Origin of the sequence: Cupriavidus taiwanensis LMG 19424 (assembly GCF_000069785.1) — a bacterium.
GTDB classification, from domain to species: domain Bacteria; phylum Pseudomonadota; class Gammaproteobacteria; order Burkholderiales; family Burkholderiaceae; genus Cupriavidus; species Cupriavidus taiwanensis.
Map to the genome: position 1 here is coordinate 377,655 of NC_010530.1, position 23,005 is coordinate 400,659.

General features: G+C 66.5%; 19 protein-coding genes. 11 read left to right on the forward strand and 8 right to left on the reverse strand.

Annotation, left to right across the window (positions count from 1 at the left end):
* Positions 1-32: 32 nt before the first annotated feature.
* On the forward strand, positions 33-1,079 hold the full coding sequence (locus tag RALTA_RS17405; protein ID WP_012355191.1) for a DUF1254 domain-containing protein: 1,047 nt from the start codon (positions 33-35) through the stop codon (positions 1,077-1,079).
* Positions 1,080-1,123: 44 nt separating this feature from the next.
* Here RALTA_RS17405 and RALTA_RS17410 read toward each other — a convergent pair whose 3' ends face one another.
* Entirely contained in the window at positions 1,124-1,489 is a 366-nt protein-coding gene (locus RALTA_RS17410; RefSeq protein WP_012355192.1) for a glyoxalase superfamily protein, read from the reverse strand.
* A 133-nt stretch (positions 1,490-1,622) separates the two neighbouring features.
* On the opposite strand from RALTA_RS17410, the gene RALTA_RS17415 reads away from it, so the two are divergent.
* Positions 1,623-2,591, forward strand: coding sequence for an aliphatic sulfonate ABC transporter substrate-binding protein (locus RALTA_RS17415; protein ID WP_041232441.1), 969 nt, complete (start codon positions 1,623-1,625; stop codon positions 2,589-2,591).
* 31 nt (positions 2,592-2,622) lie between these two features.
* Here RALTA_RS17415 and RALTA_RS17420 read toward each other — a convergent pair whose 3' ends face one another.
* Both RALTA_RS17420 and RALTA_RS17425 read right to left on the reverse strand, forming a co-directional pair.
* The gene (locus RALTA_RS17420) at positions 2,623-4,827 is read right to left on the reverse strand and encodes a phosphocholine-specific phospholipase C (protein ID WP_012355194.1); all 2,205 of its coding nucleotides are present in this window, start codon (positions 4,825-4,827) and stop codon (positions 2,623-2,625) included.
* A 66-nt stretch (positions 4,828-4,893) separates the two neighbouring features.
* Complete coding sequence (locus tag RALTA_RS17425) at positions 4,894-5,097, reverse strand: hypothetical protein (RefSeq protein ID WP_012355195.1); 204 nt, start codon at positions 5,095-5,097, stop codon at positions 4,894-4,896.
* Positions 5,098-5,417: 320 nt separating this feature from the next.
* Here RALTA_RS17425 and RALTA_RS17430 point away from each other — a divergent pair, with 320 nt between their 5' ends.
* The 3 genes from RALTA_RS17430 to RALTA_RS17440 all read left to right on the forward strand — a co-directional run bounded on the left by RALTA_RS17430 (position 5,418) and on the right by RALTA_RS17440 (position 10,488).
* Positions 5,418-7,550 (forward strand): catalase, encoded by a 2,133-nt coding sequence (locus RALTA_RS17430; RefSeq protein WP_012355196.1) that lies wholly within the window; start codon positions 5,418-5,420, stop codon positions 7,548-7,550.
* A gap of 263 nt (positions 7,551-7,813) precedes the next feature.
* A complete protein-coding gene (locus RALTA_RS17435; protein WP_012355197.1) occupies positions 7,814-9,445 on the forward strand; it encodes a methyl-accepting chemotaxis protein in 1,632 nt (543 codons plus the stop codon).
* Positions 9,446-9,525: 80 nt separating this feature from the next.
* Positions 9,526-10,488 (forward strand): threo-3-hydroxy-L-aspartate ammonia-lyase, encoded by a 963-nt coding sequence (locus RALTA_RS17440; RefSeq protein ID WP_012355198.1) that lies wholly within the window; start codon positions 9,526-9,528, stop codon positions 10,486-10,488.
* A gap of 12 nt (positions 10,489-10,500) precedes the next feature.
* On the opposite strand, the gene RALTA_RS17445 is transcribed toward RALTA_RS17440, so the two are convergent.
* Positions 10,501-11,406, reverse strand: coding sequence for a LysR family transcriptional regulator (locus tag RALTA_RS17445; protein WP_012355199.1), 906 nt, complete (start codon positions 11,404-11,406; stop codon positions 10,501-10,503).
* A gap of 112 nt (positions 11,407-11,518) precedes the next feature.
* Between RALTA_RS17445 and RALTA_RS17450 the strand changes: the two genes are divergently transcribed.
* The 5 genes from RALTA_RS17450 to RALTA_RS17470 all read left to right on the forward strand — a co-directional run bounded on the left by RALTA_RS17450 (position 11,519) and on the right by RALTA_RS17470 (position 17,294).
* Positions 11,519-12,694, forward strand: coding sequence for an acyl-CoA dehydrogenase family protein (locus tag RALTA_RS17450; RefSeq protein ID WP_012355200.1), 1,176 nt, complete (start codon positions 11,519-11,521; stop codon positions 12,692-12,694).
* Positions 12,691-13,770, forward strand: a complete 1,080-nt coding sequence (locus tag RALTA_RS17455) for a hypothetical protein (protein ID WP_012355201.1) — start codon at positions 12,691-12,693, stop codon at positions 13,768-13,770. The genes RALTA_RS17450 and RALTA_RS17455 overlap by 4 nt, the downstream gene beginning before the upstream one ends.
* 1 nt (position 13,771) lies before the next feature.
* The gene (locus RALTA_RS17460; RefSeq protein ID WP_050976496.1) at positions 13,772-14,938 is read left to right on the forward strand and encodes a CaiB/BaiF CoA transferase family protein; all 1,167 of its coding nucleotides are present in this window, start codon (positions 13,772-13,774) and stop codon (positions 14,936-14,938) included.
* A gap of 37 nt (positions 14,939-14,975) precedes the next feature.
* Positions 14,976-15,938 (forward strand): Bug family tripartite tricarboxylate transporter substrate binding protein, encoded by a 963-nt coding sequence (locus tag RALTA_RS17465; protein WP_012355203.1) that lies wholly within the window; start codon positions 14,976-14,978, stop codon positions 15,936-15,938.
* Between the two features lie 126 nt (positions 15,939-16,064).
* On the forward strand, positions 16,065-17,294 hold the full coding sequence (locus tag RALTA_RS17470; protein WP_041232442.1) for an RtcB family protein: 1,230 nt from the start codon (positions 16,065-16,067) through the stop codon (positions 17,292-17,294).
* A gap of 27 nt (positions 17,295-17,321) precedes the next feature.
* On the opposite strand, the gene RALTA_RS17475 is transcribed toward RALTA_RS17470, so the two are convergent.
* Positions 17,322-18,314, reverse strand: coding sequence for a tripartite tricarboxylate transporter substrate binding protein (locus RALTA_RS17475; protein ID WP_041232443.1), 993 nt, complete (start codon positions 18,312-18,314; stop codon positions 17,322-17,324).
* 43 nt (positions 18,315-18,357) lie between these two features.
* Entirely contained in the window at positions 18,358-20,163 is a 1,806-nt protein-coding gene (gene phnN / locus RALTA_RS17480; RefSeq protein ID WP_012355206.1) for a phosphonate metabolism protein/1,5-bisphosphokinase (PRPP-forming) PhnN, read from the reverse strand.
* Positions 20,164-20,516: 353 nt separating this feature from the next.
* Between phnN and RALTA_RS17485 the strand changes: the two genes are divergently transcribed.
* Positions 20,517-21,062 (forward strand): MarR family winged helix-turn-helix transcriptional regulator, encoded by a 546-nt coding sequence (locus tag RALTA_RS17485; RefSeq protein WP_012355207.1) that lies wholly within the window; start codon positions 20,517-20,519, stop codon positions 21,060-21,062.
* A gap of 131 nt (positions 21,063-21,193) precedes the next feature.
* Here RALTA_RS17485 and nadC read toward each other — a convergent pair whose 3' ends face one another.
* Together nadC and fliR are read right to left on the reverse strand one after the other, a co-directional pair.
* The gene (nadC, locus tag RALTA_RS17490) at positions 21,194-22,027 is read right to left on the reverse strand and encodes a carboxylating nicotinate-nucleotide diphosphorylase (protein WP_012355208.1); all 834 of its coding nucleotides are present in this window, start codon (positions 22,025-22,027) and stop codon (positions 21,194-21,196) included.
* A gap of 141 nt (positions 22,028-22,168) precedes the next feature.
* Entirely contained in the window at positions 22,169-22,966 is a 798-nt protein-coding gene (gene fliR, locus RALTA_RS17495) for a flagellar biosynthetic protein FliR (protein ID WP_012355209.1), read from the reverse strand.
* Positions 22,967-23,005: the final 39 nt, after the last annotated feature.

Below are 23,005 nucleotides of genomic sequence, written 5' to 3' on the forward strand. Positions count from 1 at the left end.
CCGCCAATCCTTCCCAACACATGAAACACAGCATGAAAATCAAACTGACCGCCGCCTGCGCAACTGGCATTGCCTTCGCCATGCTTGGCACCGTCCACGCCCAGCCGGCCACAACGCCGCCGGCCGGCGCCGCCGTTCCCGTTACCGTCGACAACTTCATCCGCGCCGAGACCGATATGTACCTGGGCGGGCTGGTCAAGCAGGGCGGCATCGGCAAGCTGCTGCATCGCCGGGAACCTGCGTCGATCGACCAGCAGACCGTGATCCGCCTCAACCGCGATACGCTCTATTCGTCCGGCGTGTTCGACCTCGATGCCGGCCCGGTGACCATCACCATGCCGGATCCGGGCAAGCGCTTCATGGCCCTGCAGGTCATCAACGAAGACCACTATGTGCCCAACGTGTTCTACGGCAAGGGCACCTACACGCTGACCCGCGAGAACGTCGGCACCCGCTACGTGGCCGCGGCGATCCGCACGCTGGTGGATCCGAACAGCGCGGATGACATCCGCCAGGTCCATGTGCTGCAAGATGCGATCAAGGTCAGCCAGCAGGCCACGGGGAAATTCGAGACGCCCGCGTGGGATGCTGCGAGCCAGAAGAAGATCCGCGATGCGCTGCTGGTGTTGTCCTCGACCATGCCGGACTTCAGGCAGGCGTTCGGCACCAGGGAGACGGTCGACCCGGTGCGGCGCCTGATCGGCACGGCGGCGGCATGGGGCGGCAATCCTGACAAGGACGCGGTGTACCTCAACATCACGCCCGCGAAGAACGACGGCAAGACGGTCTATCGCCTCAATGTGAAGGACGTGCCCGTCGATGCGTTCTGGTCGGTCAGCGTCTACAACGCCGCCGGCTACTTCCAGAAGAATCCCGCCAATGCCTACACGGTCAACAACCTGACCGCGAAGAAGAGTAGCGATGGTGCCATCGCCATCCAGTTCGGCGGCTGCGACGGCCAGGTGCCCAACTGCCTGCCGGTGGTCGAGGGATGGAACTACACCGTGCGGCTCTATCGTCCCCGCGCCGAGGTGCTGAGCGGTGCGTGGAATTTCCCCCAGCCGCAGCCGGTCAACTGAGCGGCATCCGGCACCGGCTTCCCGACACAACGGGAAGCCGCGGCCTAATCCCCGGTCACCTCGCAGAACCGCAGCCGGTTACCGAACGGGTCGGCCACCTGCAGCATCCGGCCCCAGCCCACGTCCTCCACACCGGGCCGGGCGTACGGATAGTCCTTGGCGGACAGCTCCCGGTGCAGCGCATCGATATCCACTACCGGCACGAACACGGTCGACCCCGGCGTGGCATCGCCATGGTGCTCGCTCAGATGCAGCGTCAGGCCGCTGCGCCTGACCTGCGCGTACAGGGGCAATCCGTCTTCGAAGCGATGCTCCCAGTCGAGCGTGAAGCCGAGGAAATCCAGGTAGAACTCCATGGCCTTGTCGACCGAGAAGATGCGGAGGATGGGGATGCCGGCGGACAGGTTCATGGTGTTCGGGGCGGAAGTGGGCGCTGGAATCCTGGATGATAGCGCCGCCCCATAAGCATTCGCGGCAATCTTCGTTGGCCTGGCACGATGCCGCGACTATGCTGGCGCTCCGATCTGCATCTGGAGCCTTGCCATGACCCCGCTTCACACTTCCCGCCGCCGCTGGCTTCTGGCCGCAGCGGGCGCGGCCGCTGCCGCTGCGTTGCCTGGCGTCAGCGCGGGGCAGGGGCTGACGGCGCTGCGCATCGGCTACCAGAAGTCTTCCACGCTGATGATCCTGCTGAAATCGCGGCAGACGCTGGAAAAGGCCCTCGCGCCCAGGGGCGTGGCGGTGCAGTGGTATGAGTTCACCTCGGGTCTGCCGCTGCTGGAGGCGCTGAACCTCGGCAACATCGACCTCAGCGCCGACGTGGCCGACGCGGTGCCGCCGTTCGCGCTGGCCGCGGGCGCTTCGCTGACGTATTACGCGACCGAGACGCCGTCGCCGCAGGCGCAGGCGATCGTGGTGCGCGCCGATTCGCCGATCCGCGAGGTGGCCCAGCTCAAGGGCCAGCGCGTGGCGTTCGCCAAGGGCGCGGGCGCGCACTACCTGGTGTTGGAAGCGCTGGCGCGCGCGGGACTGTCGATCCGCGATATCGAGCCGGCTTACCTGAGTCCCGCCGATGCGCGCGCCGCGTTCGAGCGCGGCAGCGTGGCGGCGTGGGTCATCTGGGACCCGTTCCTGGCGGCGGTGCAGCGCCAGTCCAATGCGCGCGTGCTGCGCGATGGCGAAGGGCTGTCGAGCTATCGCCGCTTCTACCTGGCCGCCACGCCGTTCGCGCGCACGCATGCCGAGGTGCTCGAGGTGGTGTTCGACGCGCTGCGCGACGCCGGCGACTGGGTCAAGCGCAACCCCGCCGAGGCCGCGCGCTGGCACGCACCGCTGATCGGCCTGGATGTCGCCACGGTCGAAGCCGCCAACGCGCGCCGCAGTTATGCCGTGCGCACTGTCGACGCAGCGGCGCTGGCCGAGCAGCAGCGCATTGCCGATGCCTTTGCCGCGCAGGGCATCCTGCCGCGCAAGGTGGCGGTGTCGGCCTCGCCGGTCTGGCGCAAGGCGTAAGCGCCGCCCTGCGCCGCGTCCCCTCGGGCCGTCAGATCACGCCCATTGCCGGATCGCTGACCGTATCCTCGCCGGTCTCCATGCGCCCGGCAAAGCGGCGCGCGAACGCCGGGCTGGCTGCGCAGGTCACGACGAAGTCGTACCAGTTGCCGCTGTCGGCGACCGGCCATTCCAGCAGTTCCACCTTGCCCCGCTTGACCCGCTGCGTCCACGGGCCGTCGTCGCGATAGGCCAGCGCCTTGACGGTGAAGGTCACGTCGGCGTCGCTGTCGTTATGCAGCTTGACCTGGATGGTCGGCTTCTTGCAGGGGTTGTAGCAGACCTGGATTTCGGCCGACGTGGTGGCCGCCTCGTTGATGTCGCCGGCGAAGGCGCGGTGATAGCCGTTGGGGCCGAGCACCCACAGGTCGTACTTGCCGCCGTCGGCATTGACGTCCCACGCATCGTCCAGCGCCTTGCCGGCCTCGACCACGTAGCGGCGCGGAATGCGGTCCAGGTGCAGCTTGTCGTAGACATGGAACACCGCGCCGGCCTGCTGCGCGCTGCCGTTGGCGAACAGCAGGCGCACGGTGCGCGCCGCGGCATCGACGCGCGCGCTGGTATGCAGTGCATACGGCAGCTTGCGCGACGGACGCGAGCCGGTGGCCTGCGCCGGCAGCGCCGGCGTGGCGGGCACCAGGATCGCGGGCCGCGTCTGCTGCCAGGCGGTCAGGCTGGTGGCGTCGGCGCGCGTGGTGCGCCCCGCCAGCACCGGCAGCGTCTCGGTGTTGGGCGTGGCGAAGTTGAAGGCGCTGGTCAGGTCGCCGCAAACGGCGCGGCGGTAGGCGCTGATCTGCGGCTCCATCACGCCGAAGCGCGCTTCCAGGAAGCGCAGCACCGAGGTGTGGTCGAACACCTCGGAGTTGACCCAACCGCCGCGGCTCCACGGCGACACCACCCACATCGGCACGCGCGGGCCGGGACCGAATGGCTTGCCGTCCTGGGGCGGCTGCTTGGCCGTGGCGGGCGGGAAGTTGAAGTACTCGTAGGCCATTTGCGCATCGCTCAGCGTCGACTTGCCGGCCAGCGTGCCGTCCGGGTTGCGCGACGGCGCGGTGGGCGGCGGGCTGTGGTCGAAGAAGCCGTCGTTCTCGTCGAAGTTGATCAGCAGCACGGTCTTGCTCCAGACCTCGGGCGATGCCGTCAGCGCATCGAGGATGGACTGCACGTACCAGCCGCCCTTGGCCGGGCTGGACGGGCCGGGGTGCTCGCTGAACTCGGCCGGCGGGATGATCCACGACACTTCCGGCAGCCGGCCGTTGACTACGTCGTCGCGCAGCGACTGCAGGAAGCCGCCGTCGGGCATGGTGTTGCAGAAGCCCTTGGCCAGCGCGCTGTACTGGTCGTCGATATCCGGGTTGTAGGGCGGGTTGACGCCAGTGCCGGCGGTGTTGGACAGCTTGCGCCCCACCGGCATCTTCTCCATCTCGGCGCGCCAGTGCCGGAAGCTCATCATCTGGTTGCAGCCGTAGTTGTCCGGCACGTTCTGGTAGACCTTCCAGCTGACCCCGGCGGCCTGCAGGCGGTCGGCGTAGGTCTTCCAGGTCCAGCCCTCGGTGGACGGGCCCACGTCGGCGCCGGCGTTGAATTCATTGACCATCACCGCGACGTTGTCGCCGGTGGGACCGTTGCTGCCGGTCCAGTAGAACAGGCGGTTGGGGATGGTGCCGGTGTGCATCGCGCAGTGGTACGCGTCACACAGCGTGAAGGCGTCGGCCAGCGCGCGCTGGAACGGGATTTCGGCGTTGTCGTAGTAGCCCATCGACAGCGCCTTCTTGGCCACCGGCCAGCGGTCCATGCGGCCGTGGTCCCAGGCGGCCTGCGCGTCCGGCCACGTGTGCGGCGTGCCGCCCGCGCGCTGCGCATTGCCCTGGGTTTCGTCGAGGTGGTAGGGCGTCAGCGTATTGCCGTTGGCATCGGTCTGGTAGAACGCGGTCTTGCCATTCGGCAGCGGGATGGCAAAGCGGTCGCCGTAGCCGCGCACGCCCCTGAACGTGCCGAAGTAGTTGTCGAACGAGCGGTTTTCCAGCATCACCATCACGACGTGCTTGACGTCCTGGATGGTGCCGGTGGCGTTGTTGGCCTCGATCGCCAGCGCGCGGCGGATGCTGGGCGGAAAGCTGGCCAGCATCGCGGCGGCGGCGCCGGTGCCGAGGCTGGTCTTGAGGAACTGTCGCTTGGACGGATTGAAGGTCATGGGTTGGGTTGGCTTCTGTCGCTGGGTCGGAAAGCGGCCCGAATCAGGGGCGCATCAAGGGGCGTATCAGGGCGCGCAACGCGTGCTGCAGTTGCCAGGCTTGTCGGTGTGGCCGGGCTTGCCGGCAGCGTCCGGCGCGTTGCCGTTGGCGGCGCCGGGCTGCAGCGTGCCGCCTGTCGCGCCAGGCGAGTCGCCACCGCAGGCGGCAAGCATCAGTGCCAGGGTGAGGGTGCCGGCCGCCAGCCATGGCCGGGCGGAATGCGACAGCAAGTTGGGTCTCATTGGTGCAGGGCCTTTTCTTGTGGTTGAGGGAGAGAACGATGGCCGCGCCCATTGCGCCGACAGACGGCTGCACGCATCGGGCTTCCGCGGGGCGGAGGACAAGCGCCGATCCGGCCGGTTGCTGCGGTGAGGGCCGTGGCTTGTCGCGACAGCGGGCGATTGTTGACGGATCAAATGTCAGATGTTTGACAGGTCGCACTTTCGGTAATTTGCCTTTGTAACCAAAAGTGTCAGGAAGCGGGCGTGGCAATTGCAGGCACTGTCGGGTTGCAGCCGTTCATCCGTTCGACCCGATACAGGAGACCGTTATGCCCGACACGTCCGACGCCAAGGCCAAGCCCACGTCAAACACTGCGTCCGCCACCACCGCCCAGGGCACTCCGGCCGGTTATGGCGATGCCCAGCGCGGCACCGGCGGAGAGTTGCACCAGGTTGCCGGCGGCACGCATGTCCCGCTGACCACCAACCAGGGCGCGCCCATCGCGGACAACCAGAACTCGCTCAAGGCCAATCCGCGCGGCCCGACCCTGCTCGAAGATTTCATTCTCCGTGAAAAAATTACACACTTCGACCATGAGCGCATTCCCGAGCGGATCGTCCATGCGCGCGGCACCGCGGCGCACGGCTATTTCGAGCTGACCGAGTCGCTGTCGCAATTCACCACCGCCAGCATCCTGACCGAGGTCGGCGTCAGGACTCCCGTGTTTGCGCGCTTCTCCACCGTGGCCGGCGGCGCCGGTTCGATCGACACGCCGCGCGACGTGCGGGGCTTCGCGGTCAAGTTCTATACCAAGGAAGGCAACTGGGACCTGGTCGGCAACAACATCCCGGTGTTCTTCATCCAGGACGCGATCAAGTTCCCCGACGTGGTCCACGCGGTCAAGATGGAGCCCGACCGCGCCTTCCCGCAGGCGGCCACCGCGCACGATACCTTCTGGGACTTCATTTCGCTGACGCCGGAGTCGATGCACATGGTCATGTGGATCATGTCGGACCGCACCATCCCGCGCTCGCTGCGCATGATCGAAGGCTTCGGCGTGCACAGCTTCCGCCTGCTCGACGAGCAGGGCCGCTCCACCTTCGTCAAGTTCCACTGGCGGCCGAAGCTGGGACTGCAGTCCACCGTGTGGGACGAAGCCGTCAAGATCGCCGGCGCCGATCCGGACTTCCATCGCCGCGACATGTTCAATGCGATCCAGTCCGGCAACTATCCGGAATGGGAACTGGGCGTGCAGCTGTTCACCGAAGACGATGCCGCCAAATTTCCGTTCGATCATCTCGATGCGACCAAGATCATCCCCGAAGAGACCGTGCCGCTGAAGATGATCGGCCGCATGGTGCTGGACCGCTGGCCCGACAACTTTTTTGCCGAGACCGAGCAGGTGGCGTTCTGCCCCGCCAACATCGTGCGCGGCATCGATTTCTCCAACGATCCCCTGCTGCTGGGCCGGCTGTTCTCCTACCTCGACACGCAACTGCTGCGCCTGGGCGGCCCCAACTTCAACCAGATTCCGGTGAACGCGCCCAAGTGCCCGTTCGCCAATCACCAGCGCGACGGCCATATGCAGATGCAGCGGCCCAAGGGACGCGTCGCCTATGAGCCCAACTCGCTGTCGGACGACTCGCCGCGCGAGGCGCCGGACCTTGGCTTCCGCCACGCGCGGGTGTCCGAGCAGGGCGACAAGGGCCGCATCCGCCCCGAGACCTTTGCCGACCACTACAGCCAGGCGCGCCAGTTCTACCGCAGCCAGACCCGCGCCGAACAGGCGCATATCGCCTCGGCGCTGGTGTTCGAGCTGTCGAAGGTCGAGCACGTGCATGTGCGCGAGCGCATGGTGGCCCACCTGCTCAATATCGACCCCGACCTGGGACGGCGCGTGGCCGACGGCCTGGCGCTGGACCAGCTGCCCGAGCCGCTTTCCACTGCCGCGCCGGTGCAGGATCTGCCGCCGTCGCCGGCGCTGCAGATCATCGGCAAGATGAAGGACACGCTGCAGGGGCGCGAAATCGGCATCCTGGTCGCCGACGGCTCCGACGGCGCCACCGTCGAGGCGATCCGCCAGGCGGCCAGCGCCGCCGGTGCCACGGTGAAGATCGTCGCGCCCAAGGTGGGCGGCGCGGTGCTGGCCGATGGGAGCAAGCTGCCGGCAGATGGGCAGCTGGCCGGGACGCCTTCGGTGATGTTCGATGCCGTGGCTGTGGTGCTGTCGGCCGACGGTGCCGCGATGCTGGCGCAGGAAAGCGCGGCGCTGGACTTTGTCTGCTTTGCCTACGCGCATCTGAAGGCGATCGCCGCCGATGCGGGCGGGGAGATGCTGCTCGCCCACGCCAGATTGCAGCCGGACGCCGGCATCGTGCCAGCCGGCGACACCGCGCGTTTTATCGCGGCGGCAAAAACGCGGCAGTGGGGACGCGAGCCGCAGGTGCGGATGCTGGCGTAGGCAAGCCATGCGGCTCCGGGCGGCCTGCTTTCGATGTCCCCCACTCTAGTAGGGAACAGTTCCCCGCATCCCTACCGTTAGCCCCCGCAACAAAGAGCACGGATGCCAGTCCGCCGCCGGGGCCATGCGCCCCGGCGATGCCGCATACCGTGCCGACCGGCAGGAACGGGCGCGCAGTGGCATGCCGCAGTCGGGCATGCAACAGGGTTAGAACCATAACAACGGAAGCGCATACGTCTTCTTGGACGGTAAGGGGAGTGATCATGAGTGTTTTCAGGAGTCTGTCTATCCGCACGCGGCTGCTGGCCGGGTTCGGCACGCTGGCGGGCGTGGTGCTGGTGGTGTCGGTGTATTCGCTGCATGCGCTTGGCGATGCGACGGCGAGTTTCAATGACTACCTGAACGGGTTGAACGCCCGGGCGGAAATGGCGGCGCAGGTGCGCAGCGCGGTCGACCGGCGTGCCATTGCGGCGCGCAACCTGGTGCTGGTGACGGATGCGGCGGAGCTGGAGCGCGAGAAGGCCGACGCCCTGCGCGCGCACGAAGACGTGCAGAGCCGGCTGGCGCGGCTCAGCGAGATGGTGCGCCAGCCTGGCGTCAGCGACGAGGCGCGCAAGCTGGTCGAGGATGTCGCCAGGGTCGAGGCGCAGTATGGTCCGGTCGCCACCGGCATTGTCGGGCTGGCGGTCGAGCGCAAGATCGAGGAAGCCATCGGCCGGATCGACAAGCAATGCCGTCCGTTGCTGGCGGCGCTGATCAAGTCGACCGATGCGTACGCCGAGTTCACCAAGACCCGCCAGAAGGAAATGGAGCGCCGGCTCGAGGCGGACTACGAGCGCCAGCGCAACCTGCTGATCCTGATCTCGCTGGTGTCCGCGTTCATCGCGCTGGCCGGCGGCGTGCTGGTCACGCGTGCCATCACGCGTCCGATCCAGCGAGCCGTGGAGGTGGCCGGCACCGTCGCCGGCGGCGACCTGGGCGCGCGCATCGAAGTGGACCGCCATGACGAAACCGGCCGGCTGCTGGCGGCATTGCGCGACATGAACGAGCGCCTGACCGCCACCGTCACCCGCGTGCGCGCCAGCAGCGGCAATATCGCCATCAGCACCAGCGAGATCGCGCGCGGCAATGCCGACCTGAGCAGCCGCACCGAGGAGCAGGCGGCCTCGCTGGAGCAGACCGCGGCCAGCATGGAGGAACTGACCGAGACCGTGCGCCAGAACACCGAGAACGCGCGCCAGGCCAGCGAACTCGCGCGCAGCGCCGCCGACGTGGCGCAACGCGGCAGCACCACGGTGCAGCGCGTGGTCGGCACGATGCAGGACATCAGCGCCAGCTCGAGCAAGATCGCGGAGATCACCGGCATCATCGAGGGCATTGCCTTCCAGACCAATATCCTGGCGCTGAACGCCGCGGTGGAGGCGGCGCGCGCCGGCGAGCAGGGGCGCGGCTTTGCCGTAGTGGCCAGCGAAGTGCGCGGGCTGGCCCAGCGCTCGTCCAGCGCGGCCAAGGAGATCAAGGAGCTGATCGAGGCATCGGGGCGGCAGGTGCAGGATGGTTCGTCGCTGGCCAGCGAGGCGGGCCAAACCATGGCCGAGGTGACCCAGGCGGTGGCGCGCGTGACCGGCATCGTGGAGGAAATCGCCACGGCGTCGGCCGAGCAGACCCGCGGCATCGAGCAGGTCAACCAGGCCATCGTGCAGATCGACCAGGTCACGCAGCAGAACGCGTCGCTGGTGAGCGAGGCGGCCAATGCCTCGCGCGCGCTGGAAGAGCAGGGCCGCGAACTGAGCGAGGTGGTGGCCTTCTTCCGCCTGCCTGGCGAAGCCGGGGCCGCGGGCGCCGGTACGCTGGCCGCGCCGAGGCGCGCGGCGCACAAGCTCGCCACGGCCTAGCGGCAAGCCCGCGGGCCGCGTGGGTGCAAGGGAGTGCCGGGGCGGGTAAACTGGCCGCTCCCACCTCCCTTGCCACCGCCATGACCGCCCTGCCGATCTCTTTCGACGACGTTGCCGCCGCGCACGAACGCATCCGCGCGGCCGCCCACCGCACCCCGGTGCTGACCTCCGCCACCGCCGACGCGGCCACCGGGGCGCAGCTGTTCTTCAAGTGCGAGAACTTCCAGCGCATCGGCGCCTTCAAGTTCCGCGGCGCGTACAACGCCATTGCCCAGTTCACCCCGCAGCAGAAGGCGGGCGGCGTGCTGGCGTTCTCTTCCGGCAACCACGCGCAGGCGATCGCGCTGTCGGCGCGCCTGCTGGGCGTGCAGGCGGTGATCGTGATGCCGCAGGACGCCCCCGCGATCAAGATCGAGGCCACGCGCGGCTACGGCGCCGAAGTGGTGCTGTACGACCGCTACCAGGACGATCGCGAGGCGCTGGGCCGGCGCATCGCCGGCGAGCGCGGCATGACGCTGATCCCGCCCTACGACCACCCGCACGTGATGGCCGGGCAAGGCACTGCGGCCAAGGAACTGTTCGAGGAAACCTGTCCGCTCGACATGCTGGTGGTATGCCTGGGCGGCGGCGGCCTGCTGTCGGGCTGCGCCGTTGCGGCACAGGCGATGTCGCCAGGCTGCGCCGTGTACGGCGTCGAGCCGGAGGCCGGCAACGACGGCCAGCGCAGCCTGCGCAGCGGCGAGATCGTGCGCATCGAGACCCCGCGCACCATTGCCGACGGCGCGCAGACGCCGTACCTGGGCAACCACACCTTCGCCGTGATCCGCGAGCTGGTGACGGATATCGTCACGGTGTCGGATGCCGAACTGGTCGACACCATGAAGTTCTTCGCCGGGCGCATGAAGATCGTGGCCGAGCCCACTGGCTGCCTGGCCGCGGCCGCGGTGCTGCATGGCAAGCTCGATGTGAAGGGCAAGCGCGTGGGCATTATCGTGTCGGGCGGGAATGTGGATCTGGGGGCGTTTGCGGGGTTTGTCGGCTAAGGCGGCCGGCGCTCAGCTTTTTGCCGTTATGCTCGGGTCAACGGCTTGCTTCACGAAGGCCCTTACCGCGGGCGACATCTCGCGCCGGCGGTAGGCCAGCGCGAGATGGACCGCCAGGCCGAAATCCGCAACCGGTTTGTAGAAGACCCCAGGCTGCGCGAAATTTTGCATCGACTCCGGCACGATCGCGACCCCGTATCCCGCGGAGGCGAGGCTGGCGGCCGAAATGAAATCCTGAACGCGATACTCGAGACGTGGCGTAAAGCCTCCCGCCTTTCCCAGCGCGGTCAATGCGAAGCCGAACCCTTCCTCGTCGGCAAACTGCGGGATGATGAACGGCTGGTCGGCAAGCTCGCGGGCCGCAACCGGTCCGCGCCTGGCGAGCGCGTGGTGGCTTGCCATCGCAGTCAGCAAGCGTTCGGTTTGCACAATCTTCGTCACGATTCCTGCCGGACATAGTCGCCGTGGCCTGACGATACCCACATCGATCCGGCCATCGTTGAGCGCGTCGAGCTGGCGTGGCGTCTCCATGGGTACGACTTCGACGCGGACCAGCTCATGGTGCTTGCGGAAGTCACCCAACATCCTTGACAACAGTCCGGTGCTGACGCCAGAAGCGACGTAGCCAATGCGGATAACCCCGGCAAGCCCTCTGGCAGCCAGCCGGCCGACCTGGTCGGCGCGCGCTATGTGGCGCAATGCCGCTTCCGCTTCCGCGTAGAACAGCCGCCCGGCATCGGTCAACGTGACCGGCTTGCGCTTGTTGCGGTTCAGCAGCGTGACGCCCAGGTCTTTCTCCAGCCGTTGGATCTGGGTGCTCAGACCTGACTGCGCAATCCCCAGGCGATCCGCCGCCTTCGCAAAGTGAAGTTCCTCTGCCACCGCAAGGAAGCACTGCAACTGACGGACATCGAGCATCGTTTAATCAAAAAAACAGAATAAAGATTACTCAATGCTAGCTGGATCGTATCAAAGATTCCAGATGAAATGACGCCATCGACTAGCAAAGAGGCATGACTGGAGACCGCAAATGAATGAGCTTTGGCACCCGCAACTGGGCGAGTCCGAATCGAGGTGGCAACAACAGGCGCAAGCCCTGGCCGCGCAAGCGTTTGCGCCGCTGGCCGAGGAAATCGACCGGGACCAACGCTATCCGGTCGAGCATCTGCCCAGGCTGCTCGAGGCGAAGATCTCCGGCATGTTCGTGCCAAAGGAGTACGGCGGCGAGGGTGCGTCACTGACGGCGGTGGTCGCCGTGGTCGAAGCCGTGGCACAGGGTTGCGCATCGACGTCGGCAATCCTGGCGGCGCTGGCACTGGGCGCGTTTCCGATTCTGCTGGCCGGCAGTGAAGCGCAGAAGCAGGCCCTGCTCGGCGGGCTGGCCGGGCGCGGTGAGGCGGTGAACTTTGCCCTGAGCGAACGCGAAGCGGGTTCCGACCCGTCGGCCATCCAGGCGACGGCGGTGCGCGAGGGCGATGGCTGGCGTATTCGTGGCGAGAAGTGCTGGCTGGGCAACGGTGGCCACTCGAAGCACTTCATTGTCTTTGCCCGCACCGGCGACGTGGCAGCGCGCAAGGCGATTTCGGCATTCGTGGTGCCGCGGGATACCGAGGGTCTTGTCGTCGACTTCTATGAAGACAAGATGGGCATCCGTGGCACGACAACGACCAACCTCAGGCTCGACGTCTGGGTGCCGGCAGACAGCATCGTTGGCCCCGAAGGCGATGGCCTGAAACTGGCCCTGGCGACCCTTACCGTCGGGCGGGTGGTGGTGGCGGCCCAGGCCAACGGCATCGCCTTGTGTGCGTACGACGCGGCGCGGCGCTACGCGGTAACCCGCAAGACCTTTGGCCACACCCTGATCGACCACCAAGGCGTCGGCTTCAAGCTGGCCGATGCGGCCATGCACCTGTCGGCGGCGCGCATGTTCACGTATGAAGCGGCTCGCGGCTATGACGAGGGCAAGGACATCGGAACGCTCGGCGCCATGGCCAAGCTCTACGCCAGCGAAGCGTCCCACGATGTCGTGGACGACGCGGTGCAGATCCTTGGCGGGCGAGGCTATGTGAAACCGAATGTCGTGGAGCGATGCTATCGCGACCAGCGCATTGTCGAGATCTACGAAGGTACGTCTGAAATCCAGCGCATCGTTCTTGCACGCGCAGTCAGGAAGGGCGCGCTCGCCGATATCGAGGCCGCGCAATGACGCATACGAAGCCATCGGATGCCGGCATGCCGAACCCGGAACCCTACCAGCCGCAGGCGGGCTGGCGCGCCGTCGCCGGGCTCTATCACGCCTTCTTCACCGGTATCGTGCTGTCGACCGTGACCCGCAAGGGAACGCCGGCGGCGGCGGAGCTGGTCTACGAGATCTTCTGCCGCCAGCGCCGCGAGCGTTTTCTCGCCGGACTGCGCAAGCTGGGCATCGACGGACTGCCGCCAGCCGTGGCGGCGGCCCAGTATCACTATCTCTCCAACCATATCGGCGGCGTCGCCGTGCAGTACATGCATGAGAGCGACCGGAAGGCGTGGATCCGCTACAACGCCCCGCGCTGGATCTGGTCCGGCACGGCGCTTTGCGGCATTCCTTCCGAAGTCTCGCGCGCGATGCTGGCGGGCTGGCATGCCCAGAATGGCGTGACCCTCGGCAATCCGCGTCTGGGCTTTGTCTGCACCAAGCAGGCAGCAGACGGCCAATCCGGCCTGGAAGGCTACTACTACGAGTACGACCATGACCTCGAGCCGCATGAGCGGCTGCGCTTTGCTCGCAATGAAGAGGCGCCGGACTTCGATGCTGCCGCGGCTCCGACACTACCCACCGATACCTGGCCGCAAGCACGGCTCGACAAGGCTAAGCGCAACTACGCGATGGAATACGTGCGCACCGCGCTTCCTGTTGCCGCAAACCTCTGGGGTCCGCATGAAGCGGAGCGGCTGCTGCGCCTCACCGCAAGGTTGATCGGGATGCAGTTCTATCACGAGACCGCTGCTCAGCTCGGCACACCTGTCGACAAATCTGCCGACAGCTTCGCCAGGTTCATGGAGACACTGGCTCGAGCCCAGGATGATGCGTGCGAAATCGGCGGTTTCGGCAGCCAGGTCTACCAACGCGGCTGGACGCTGATGGATTCGGTGTCCGACGCGCATCCCTGCGTGGCCGACGCATGGTGCGGCCTGTTCGAAGGAGCGCTGGCAGCGCACAACCATCGACTGACCCTGAGAACCAGCTGGCACAAGGGCAAGCAAGGCTATGCCTTTGAGTGGGCGATCGAAGGAGACTGAGATGGCCGATACAGGCAAAGCTGAACTTGCCCACGGGGCGCTCTCGGGGTTACGCGTGGTCGATGCATCGCGCGTGCTGGCGGGCCCGTTCTGCGGGCAGATTCTTGGCGACCACGGCGCTGACGTGATCAAGATCGAGGCGCCAGAGGGCGATGAGTGCCGCGGCTTCGGTCCGCCTTTCGTGGACGGCGCATCCGCGTACTTCCGCGCTGTCAACCGCAACAAGCGCAGCATGATCCTCGACATGAATGGCGAAGCCGATAGGGAGACCTTCTGGCAGCTGCTGGAGACTGCAGACGTCCTGATCGAGAACTTCAAGGCGAGCACGCTGAGGACATGGGGCATCGACAGTCCGTCCCGCATGACTGAGCGTTTCCCACGGCTCATACACTGCCGGATCACTGGATTTGGCGATGACGGTCCACTGGGTCAGCTGCCTGGCTACGATGCGGCAGTGCAAGCCATGGCCGGCCTGATCAGCATCAACGGCGAGCCGGAAGGCAATCCCGTTCGCCTCGGCGTGCCGGTGGTGGATCTGACCACGGGCATGAATGCCGCAATGGCTGTGCTGCTGGCATTGAATGCGCGCCACCAGACCGGTCGCGGCCAACTGGCCGATGTGAGCCTGTATGACTCCGCGGTGTCGGTCGCCCATCCGTTTCTGACGAATTTCCTCGCCTCCGGGGTGACGCCGAAGCCGACGGGAAACAGTCACCCCAATATCGTTCCGTACGACATCTTCCAGACCGCGACTTGCCCGCTGTTCGTCGCGGTGGCCAATGACCGCCTGTTCGGAAAGCTGTGCCAGGCATTGGGTGCCGGCCACCTGCCGGATGACGAGCGCTTTGCCACTAATCGCCAGCGAGTGGCCCATCGCGACGCGCTGACCGCCGAGTTGTCCAGAGCCTTTGCCGCAGTGGACGGTGAATCGTTCGGCAAGGCGCTGCTGGCGCAGAACGTCCCCGCGGCTCCCATCCTGAGCATCGCCGATGTTGCCGCGGCCCCCCACACCTTGCACCGGCAGATGGTGGTCCGGCAAGGCGACTACATCGGTCCCGGCGTTCCGGTCAAGCTGAGTGTGACGCCGGCGTCGATCCGGAGCGGTCCGCCCGCACTGGGTAGCTTGAAGGAAGTAGCCGGTGCGGCGACCGCCGTCTGGAAGAAGTGAGTCGTCGATAAGCAGAGAACAATGACAGGAGACAGAAATGAAGCCCATCGTTCAGGCCGTCTTTTTCAGTACCGCGGTGTTGGCCAATGCAGCGGCCTTCGCGGCGGACACATATCCGGGCAACAAGCCCATCAAGATTGTTGCGGCGTTCTCGGCCGGCAGCGCCACCGACACCAGCGCGCGCATTCTTGCGGAAGAGCTCCGCAAGGACCTGGGGACAACTGTAGTTGTTGAGAACCGCCCCGGTGCCCAGGGCGTCATCGGGACCGAATACGCGGTCAAGTCACCAAAGGACGGCTACACGCTGACCATCTCCAGCAGCTCCATCAATTCGATCAATCCCGGGCTGATCAAGGACCTTCCGTACGACGCGACGCGAGACTTCACCCACATTGCGCGCCTCACCACGATGCCGGCGTTGCTGCTGGTTCGTAACGACAGCGATATCAAGACCGTGGCGCAGCTTGTGGAACGCGGCAAGAGCGGCAAGCTGAACTTTGGCTATGGCTCGCCGGGTGGCCAGGTGGCGGCGGAAGCGTTCAACCGGATTGCCGGTATCCAGGCCGTTGGTGTCTCCTACAAGAGCCAGCCTCCGGCGCTGACTGACCTGGCTGGCGGACAGATCGACTATGTCGTCGGCGACCTGTCGGTCGCAACGGCGCTGATGAGGGGAGGAAAGATCCGCGCGCTTGCTGTCAGCACGGAACATCGCCTGCCCGAGTGGAAGAACGTCCCCACATTTGCGGAATCGGGCTTCAAGTCCTACGACCTCGTCTTCTGGGTCGGTCTTGCCGGGCCGGCAGGGATGTCACAGGAAGTCGTGCAGCGCCTGAATGCGTCGGTCAACAAGGCACTGGCCCGGCCTGAGGTGCGCGAGCGCTTCATGGGCATGGGCATGGAGGTCGCGCCCAACGGGGTCGAAGCCCAGCAGCAATTTGTGCGCGCGCAGCTGCAAAGCTGGGCGGCCCGGATGAAGGAGGCGAATATCAAGCCGGAGTGAAGATGTGCAAGGAAGGGCACTGCGCCTTGGGCCGATGGGGTCGTGGCAACTTGACCGTGCTCGGGGGAATCCTTGCCCGACCCGGCCCTCTAAGCTCCAGACATCATGACTGGAGCCTGGACGAACATGGCAGGCAAGACCCAATACGACGTACTGGACACCGGCGCCGGCAAGCCGGTCAAGCTGTGGACGCGCGGCGTGCCGGTGGAGGGTGCCGCGCGCGAGCAACTGCTGAATACGGCGCGGATGCCGTTTATCTTCCGCCATCTCGCGGTGATGCCGGACGTACATCTGGGCAAGGGGTCGACCATCGGCTCGGTGATCCCGACCGTCGGCGCCGTCATTCCCGCGGCGGTAGGCGTCGATATCGGCTGCGGCATGATGGCGGTGAAGACCTCGCTAACCGCCTCGGACCTGCCCGACCACCTGGGCCAGCTGCGCAGCGCGATCGAGCATGCCGTGCCGCATGGCCGCAGTGCGCAGGGCGGGCGGCGCGACCAAGGTGCCTGGGGCAATGCGCCAGCGCACGTCGATGCCGCGTGGGCCGAAATGGCGCCGGGTTTTCGCCGCATCACCGACAAATACCCGCACCTGGCGCGCACCAACCATCGCAATCACCTGGGCACGCTCGGCACCGGCAATCACTTTATCGAGGTGTGCCTGGACGAGGCTCAGTCGGTCTGGTTCATGCTTCACAGCGGCTCGCGGGGCGTCGGCAATGCCATCGGCACGACCTTCATCACGCTGGCGCAGCAGGACATGCGCCAGCACCTGGCCAACCTGCCTGACCGCGACCTGGCTTACCTGGTGGAAGGCTCCACGCACTACGAGGACTACATCTTCGCCGTGTCATGGGCGCAGGCCTACGCGCGCCGCAACCGCGAGCTGATGATGGAGGCGGTGCTGGCCGCGGCGCAGCGGGTGCTGCGCAAGCCGTTCCAGGCGCAACTGGAAGCGGTGAACTGCCACCACAACTACGTGCAGAAGGAACACCACTTCGGCGCCGACGTGCTGGTCACGCGCAAGGGCGCGGTCAGCGCGCGCGCCGGCGAACTGGGCATCATCCCGGGCTCGATGGGAGCGCGCTCATTCATCGTGCGCGGCAAGGGCAACCCGGAGTCGTTCTGCTCCTGCAGCCACGGCGCGGGCCGCACCATGAGCCGCAGCGAGGCCAAGCGCCGCTTCACCGTGGCCGACCAGAAGCAGGCCACCGAAGGGGTGGAGTGCCGCAAGGACGCCGCCGTGATCGACGAGATCCCGATGGCGTACAAGGACATCGACGCGGTGATGGCAGCGCAGGCTGACCTGGTGGAGGTCGTGCATACGCTGCGGCAGGTGGTGTGCGTGAAGGGATAGGGCCGAGATGATCGGTGGCCCGGATGATCAATCGACGACCAGGCTCATTTTTGCGGTGAATTTCTGCCATCGATCGATGTCGGAGTTCACCAGCTTCTGGAATTCAGCGGGTGTGCTGGTCGTCGTGGCAAAGCCGAGTTGCGTCAGCGATGCCTTGATCTCGGGCTTGGCGATGGCCCTGGCGATCTCGGCGTTCAGCTTCTGTACGATCTCGGGAGGCGTATTGGCCGGGGCGAGGATGCCGAACCACTGGTCGACATCATAGCCGGCCACGCCCAGCTCGCTGACCGTGGGGACGTCGGGCAGAAACGGCGAGCGGGTCTTCGACGTGACGGCGAGCGCGCGCAGCTTGTTGCTCTTCAGGTAGGGAATGGTGTTGGTCAGCGTATTGACGCTGACGTCGGCCTGGTTGCCCAGTACGTCAGCGATGGCGGGGGCGCAGCCCTTGTACGGCACGTGGAGCATGTCGATCTTCGCCGAAAGTTTCAGCAACTCGCCGGCCAGGTGCTGCGGTGTACCGTTGCCGCATGACGCGTAGCTGGGCGGCGTGCCGCTCTTGCCGGCCGTGAGCAGGTCGTTGAACGTGCGCAGCTTCGAGGGCGCGGGCACGGCGATCACCGAGGGCACCGAAGCAAAGGTGATGACCGCGCTGAAATCCGACTTCGGATTGAACTGCAGCTTCTTGAAGACGCTCGGGTTGATGGCGAAGCTGCTGTTGACGATCAGCAGGGTGTAGCCGTCACCCGGGCTTTTGGCGACGAACTCCGCACCGACATTGCCGCTGGCGCCAGGGCGGTTATCGACCACCACCGGCTGCCCGAGCGATTTGCTGAGGTCGGTTCCGATCAGGCGCGCCAGCGAATCGGTCCCTCCTCCGGCCGGGAACGTCACCACCATGCGGATGGGCTTCTGCGGGAAGGTACTCGCCAGGTTCGCCTCGGCGCGCCCCGGCACGGTTGCCAGGCTGCTTGCGACAAGGAGCAAGGATGCCAGACTGCGGACGACGGTTAGGGGTCTCATTGATATGCCTCGTCGGTTAGGGTGAAGGGTGGGGGGAAGCCGGTCAATCGGGGTCTATACGCACCGCCTCGCTGCACTCGCCGCCCGCGCGTGCCAGTGCCGCGGCCGCGGCAAGTGCCGCATCGCTCCCAGCATGGATTCGGTAGAGGGGTTGCCCTGACTCCACCTTTGCCCCGATCGTGCACAGCAGATCGACGCCCGCACCGAGCTCGCGCGGCGCCCCGGCGGCGCGCGCGACCCCGGAGATGCGCAGTCCATCGATGGCGGCCACGCGGCCTTGCATGGTCGCGCTCACCACGCAGGTATGCGCACCGGGCGCCACGGGCTCGGGTCGCGCGCCTTGCGTGGCGGCAATACGGTCGAATGCGGCCTTGGCCTTGCCTTCGCTGAGCAGAGCGGTGGCAATGCGCAGGCCCTCAGCAGGCGAGCCCACGCGCGCATCGAAGGCGATGATTTCGCCGGCGAAGCGCAAGGCCTTCTCTCGCAGGTCCGCGGGGGCACAGGGATCGTTGGCGAGGACCTGGCGGACATCGCGCACTTCCAGGGCGGGCCCGATGCCGCGGCCGATTGGCCGGCTGCCGTCGGTCACCAGCGCACGTACATGCAGGCCGAGTCCCTTGCCGACGTGCTCGAACATCGCGCCCAGCGCCTCGGCGTCGGCGCGCGTGGCCAGCTTGGTCTGCGGCCCATAGGGAAGGTCGACGATGACGTGGGTAGCCCCGGCGGTGTATTTCTTGGAAAGGATCGACGCCACGGCCCAGCGCCGCGAATCCAGCCGCAGCGGACGCGTGATGGCGTTCATCACGTCGTCGACCACGGAATGGTTGAGGCGGCCGTTCCATGCGATGCATGCGCGCGCCTGGGCCACGCAGCGGCGCACGTCGTCGTGCGCCAGGTCGACGCGCGCGACGGTTTCCATGGCGTCGGCCGTGCCGGCAGCGGAAGTAATCGCGCGCGATGAAGTCTTGGGCATGGCCAGGCCATACGCCGCGACGATCGGCACCACGATCAGCGTGATGCGGCTGCCGGGCACGCCGCCGATGGAGTGCTTGTCGACCACGATCGGCTCGTCCCATTTGATGCGGGGCGTGAACACCGTACGTGCACGTGCCAGTGCCACCACCTCCTGGTCGTCCAGCGAGCGGGTTGCGGCGACCAGGAATTCGGTCAGCTCGGCCTCGGTGTAGCGGCCTGCCATGGCGTCCTGCAGCACCGCGACGTAGGCGGCTTGGTCGAGCGGCTCGCCGCGCAGCTTGGCCATCAGGTTGGTGCGGCTGGCCGGCGCTCCGTCACTGGCTACGCGCGTGCCGTGCCGCAGCGCCTCGACGAAGCGGGCCCTGCCTACCTCCAGCGTGCTGTCGTTCAACACCGTCAGGCACCGGACTTCCGGAGGCAGCGCCGCGCCGGTCCGCGCCACGCGGCGGGCAATCTGCTCGCCAGATTCGCGCCCGCGCGCGGCAATGCGGCGGGCTAGCACGTCCTGCGGCGCCGTCACCAACACCACCACGAAGCGCGGCAGGCGTTGCGCTAGTTCCGCGATGACGGCACGCGAGCCGTTGGCGACGACGTGGCGCCCGCGCTCGAGCTCCGACATCAGCGAGCAGGGCAAGCCATAGCGCAGGTCGTGCGCATCCCAGGTCACCAGAAATTCGCCGCTGCGCTGGCGCCGTGCGAACTCGGCTTCCGACACGGCTTCATGCGCCTCTCCGACCGCACCCTCGGGCCGCGTGATGACGCGCCGGGCGAATACATAGTTGTCATCGAGCGCCGCCCGCGCCCCGTCCATCAGCGCATCCTTGCCCGCGCCGCTGGGGCCCACCACAAAGAAGAACGTGCCGCTCGCGTTCATGAATAATACCTTAGATGTCGAAGTTGTTTGGCTATGCTAGCACCGGTCCCGCGACTGTCAAGAGAAGTTCGATGTCTAATCTTATGCAAGCAACGGACCAGCGCCCGCAACTCCAGCGGCTACGGGGGATGTAAGCGTTCATAGGGGAAAACACGGGGTCGCGGCATGCGCGTTCGCGGTGCCTGCTTGCTTCGGTCCTGCGCATCGCGCACTAATGGAGTGAACGCTACATTGGAGAGCGGGTAACGCGGTCCGACGCCGCGGTGCCCACGGTGAAGGCGCTATCATGTGCGCTGTTGCGGGCACCGTGGATCCGGTGCCGCATGGATGCGTTTCACTTTCCGCTTACCACTATGGCCACAAGAAAGCCGGATGCCCCGGTCACGATCACGCCACCGGAAGAAGCCGATGAAGAGCGGCTTGCCCACCTGGTGAAGGACGCAGCGCGCGCCTATATCCGTGCGCTGCAACTGCGTTTGGCGGAACATTCAGTGTCGTATGGCCACTGGACCATCCTGCGCATCCTGTGGCGCCATGACGGCCTGTCGCAGCGCGAACTGAGCGAGCGTGCCGGCGTGACCGAACCCACCACCTTTGCGGCGGTCAAGGCGCTGGAGGCACTTGGCTACGTCGAACGCACGCACCTGCCCGGCAACAAGAAGAAGGTGCATGTGTTTCTCAGCAAGACCGGGCGCGCGCTGCGCCGCAAGCTCGAGCCGCTGGCAACCGAGGTCAATGCGCTGAGTGTCGAGGGAGTGAGCGAACAGGACGTGGCGACCACGCGCCGGGTCCTGATCACCATCGCCAAGCGCCTGGTCGCCGACGAGATCGCCTCGGCGGAAAACGGGCGGCGCGTGCCGTCGACACAGGAAGTCGGGCGGCTGCTGTCGGACCTGTAGCCCCGAGGCGGCCACCGCCAATGAAAAGCCCCCCGACGGCGCGGCCGGCGAGGGTGAATGCCTCGGGTAGAAGGCGTGAAACTGGTGTGCGGGCCCCCGCCGCGGGCGGGGGGAGGGCCGAATTCAGGGGGTCAGGCTTCGTCCAGCCCGATATCCACGGCCGGTGCGGACTGCGTGATCCGGCTGGTCGAGATGTAGTCGACGCCGGTTTCCGCCACCGCCCGGATGGTCTCCAGCCGGATACCGCCCGAGGCTTCGACCTTGGTGCGGCCATTGACGATCTGCACTGCCTCCTTCATGTCGGGCACCGACATGTTGTCCAGCATGATCACGTCGACGCCGGCGTCCAGTGCCTCGCGCACCTGCTCCAGCCGGTCGCACTCCACTTCGAGCTTGGTCAGCACCGGCAGCTTTCGGCGCACGCGTTCCACCGCGGCGGCGATGCTGCCGCAAACGGCGATGTGGTTGTCCTTGATCATCACGCCGTTGTCCAGGCTCAGCCGGTGGTTCAGGCCGCCGCCGCAGGTGACCGCGTGCTTCTCCAGCGCGCGCAGGCCGGGGGTAGTCTTGCGGCTGTCGATCAGGCGTGCCCTGGTATGCGCAATGGCCTGCGCATAGGTGGCGGTCTGGTTGGCGATGCCGCACAGGCGCTGCATGATGTTCAGTGCGGTACGCTCGGCAGTCAGCACGCTGCGCGCATTGCCGCTCACGTTGAGCAGCACCGCGCCTTTGCCGACCTTGTCGCCGTCGGCCACGCGCACGTCGATGGACAGCGTGGGATCGTAGCGAGCGAAGATGCGTGCCGCCACGTCGATACCGGCGACGATCATCGGCTCGCGGGCGTTCATGCAGAAGGTGCCGGTCTCGCCCGGTTCGATCATGGTCTGGACGGTCAGGTCGCAGAGTCCGATGTCTTCGGTCAGCCAGAGGTCGATCAGCTTGTCGGTGGCATAGAGGTCGTACATGTGAGGGCTCCTGAACGGTGGGTGTCGTACCTCAATAAACTTAGAGATCGAAGTACATGGCGTAATACTAACGCCTGGCCAAGCCCTGTCAAGGAATATTCGACGTCTAAGTTTATGCGCGCCTAAAGCGGCACGCACGCGCTAGCGCCCGAACTGCCCCAGCACCGTCCCCACCGCCTCCAGCCCCGCCTCGATCATGTGCTGCATGTAGCTGCCCATCTGCGGCATCACCAGCATCAGCACCAGCAAGCCCCCCGACAGCGTCACCGGAAAGCCCACCGCAAAGATCGACAGTTGCGGCGAGGCGCGGTTGAGGATGCCCATCGCCAGGTTCAGGATCAGCAATGCGGCGATCATCGGCAGCGCCAGCAGCAGTCCCGAGGCGAACACCATGCCGCCGGCCCGCGCCACGGCCATGGCGCCGCCCGCGGACAGCGGGGTGCCGCCGGGGTTGCCACCGATTGGCAGGCTGTTGAAGCTGTCGACCAGTGCGCCCAGCATCAGCAGGTGGCCGTCCAGCGCCAGGAACAGCAGCACCGCGATCAGGTTCAGGAAGCGCGACAGCACCATGGTCTGGCCGCCGGCGGCGCGGTCGAAGAAGGACGCGAACGACAGGCCCATCTGCAGCCCGATGATCTCGCCGGCCTGCTGCACGGTGGCAAACACCAGGCGCATGACGAAGCCGGTGGCGAGGCCGATGCCGACTTCATTGAGGATGATCATCAGCCCGCCGAAGGAGTACACCGGCACAACCGGCACCTGGGCGATGGTGGGCGAGACCACCATGGCGATCAGCGCCGACAGCGCGATCTTGGCGCGGCGCGGGATGGTCGATTCACCGAACAGCGGTGCGGTGCCGATCAGTGCGAGGATGCGGAAGAACGGCCACAGGAAAGCCGCGAGCCAGCCGTAGAGCTGGGCTGAGGTGAACTCGATCACGGCTGCGGGTCAGCGGGCAGGCAGGGGGGAGGGACGGCA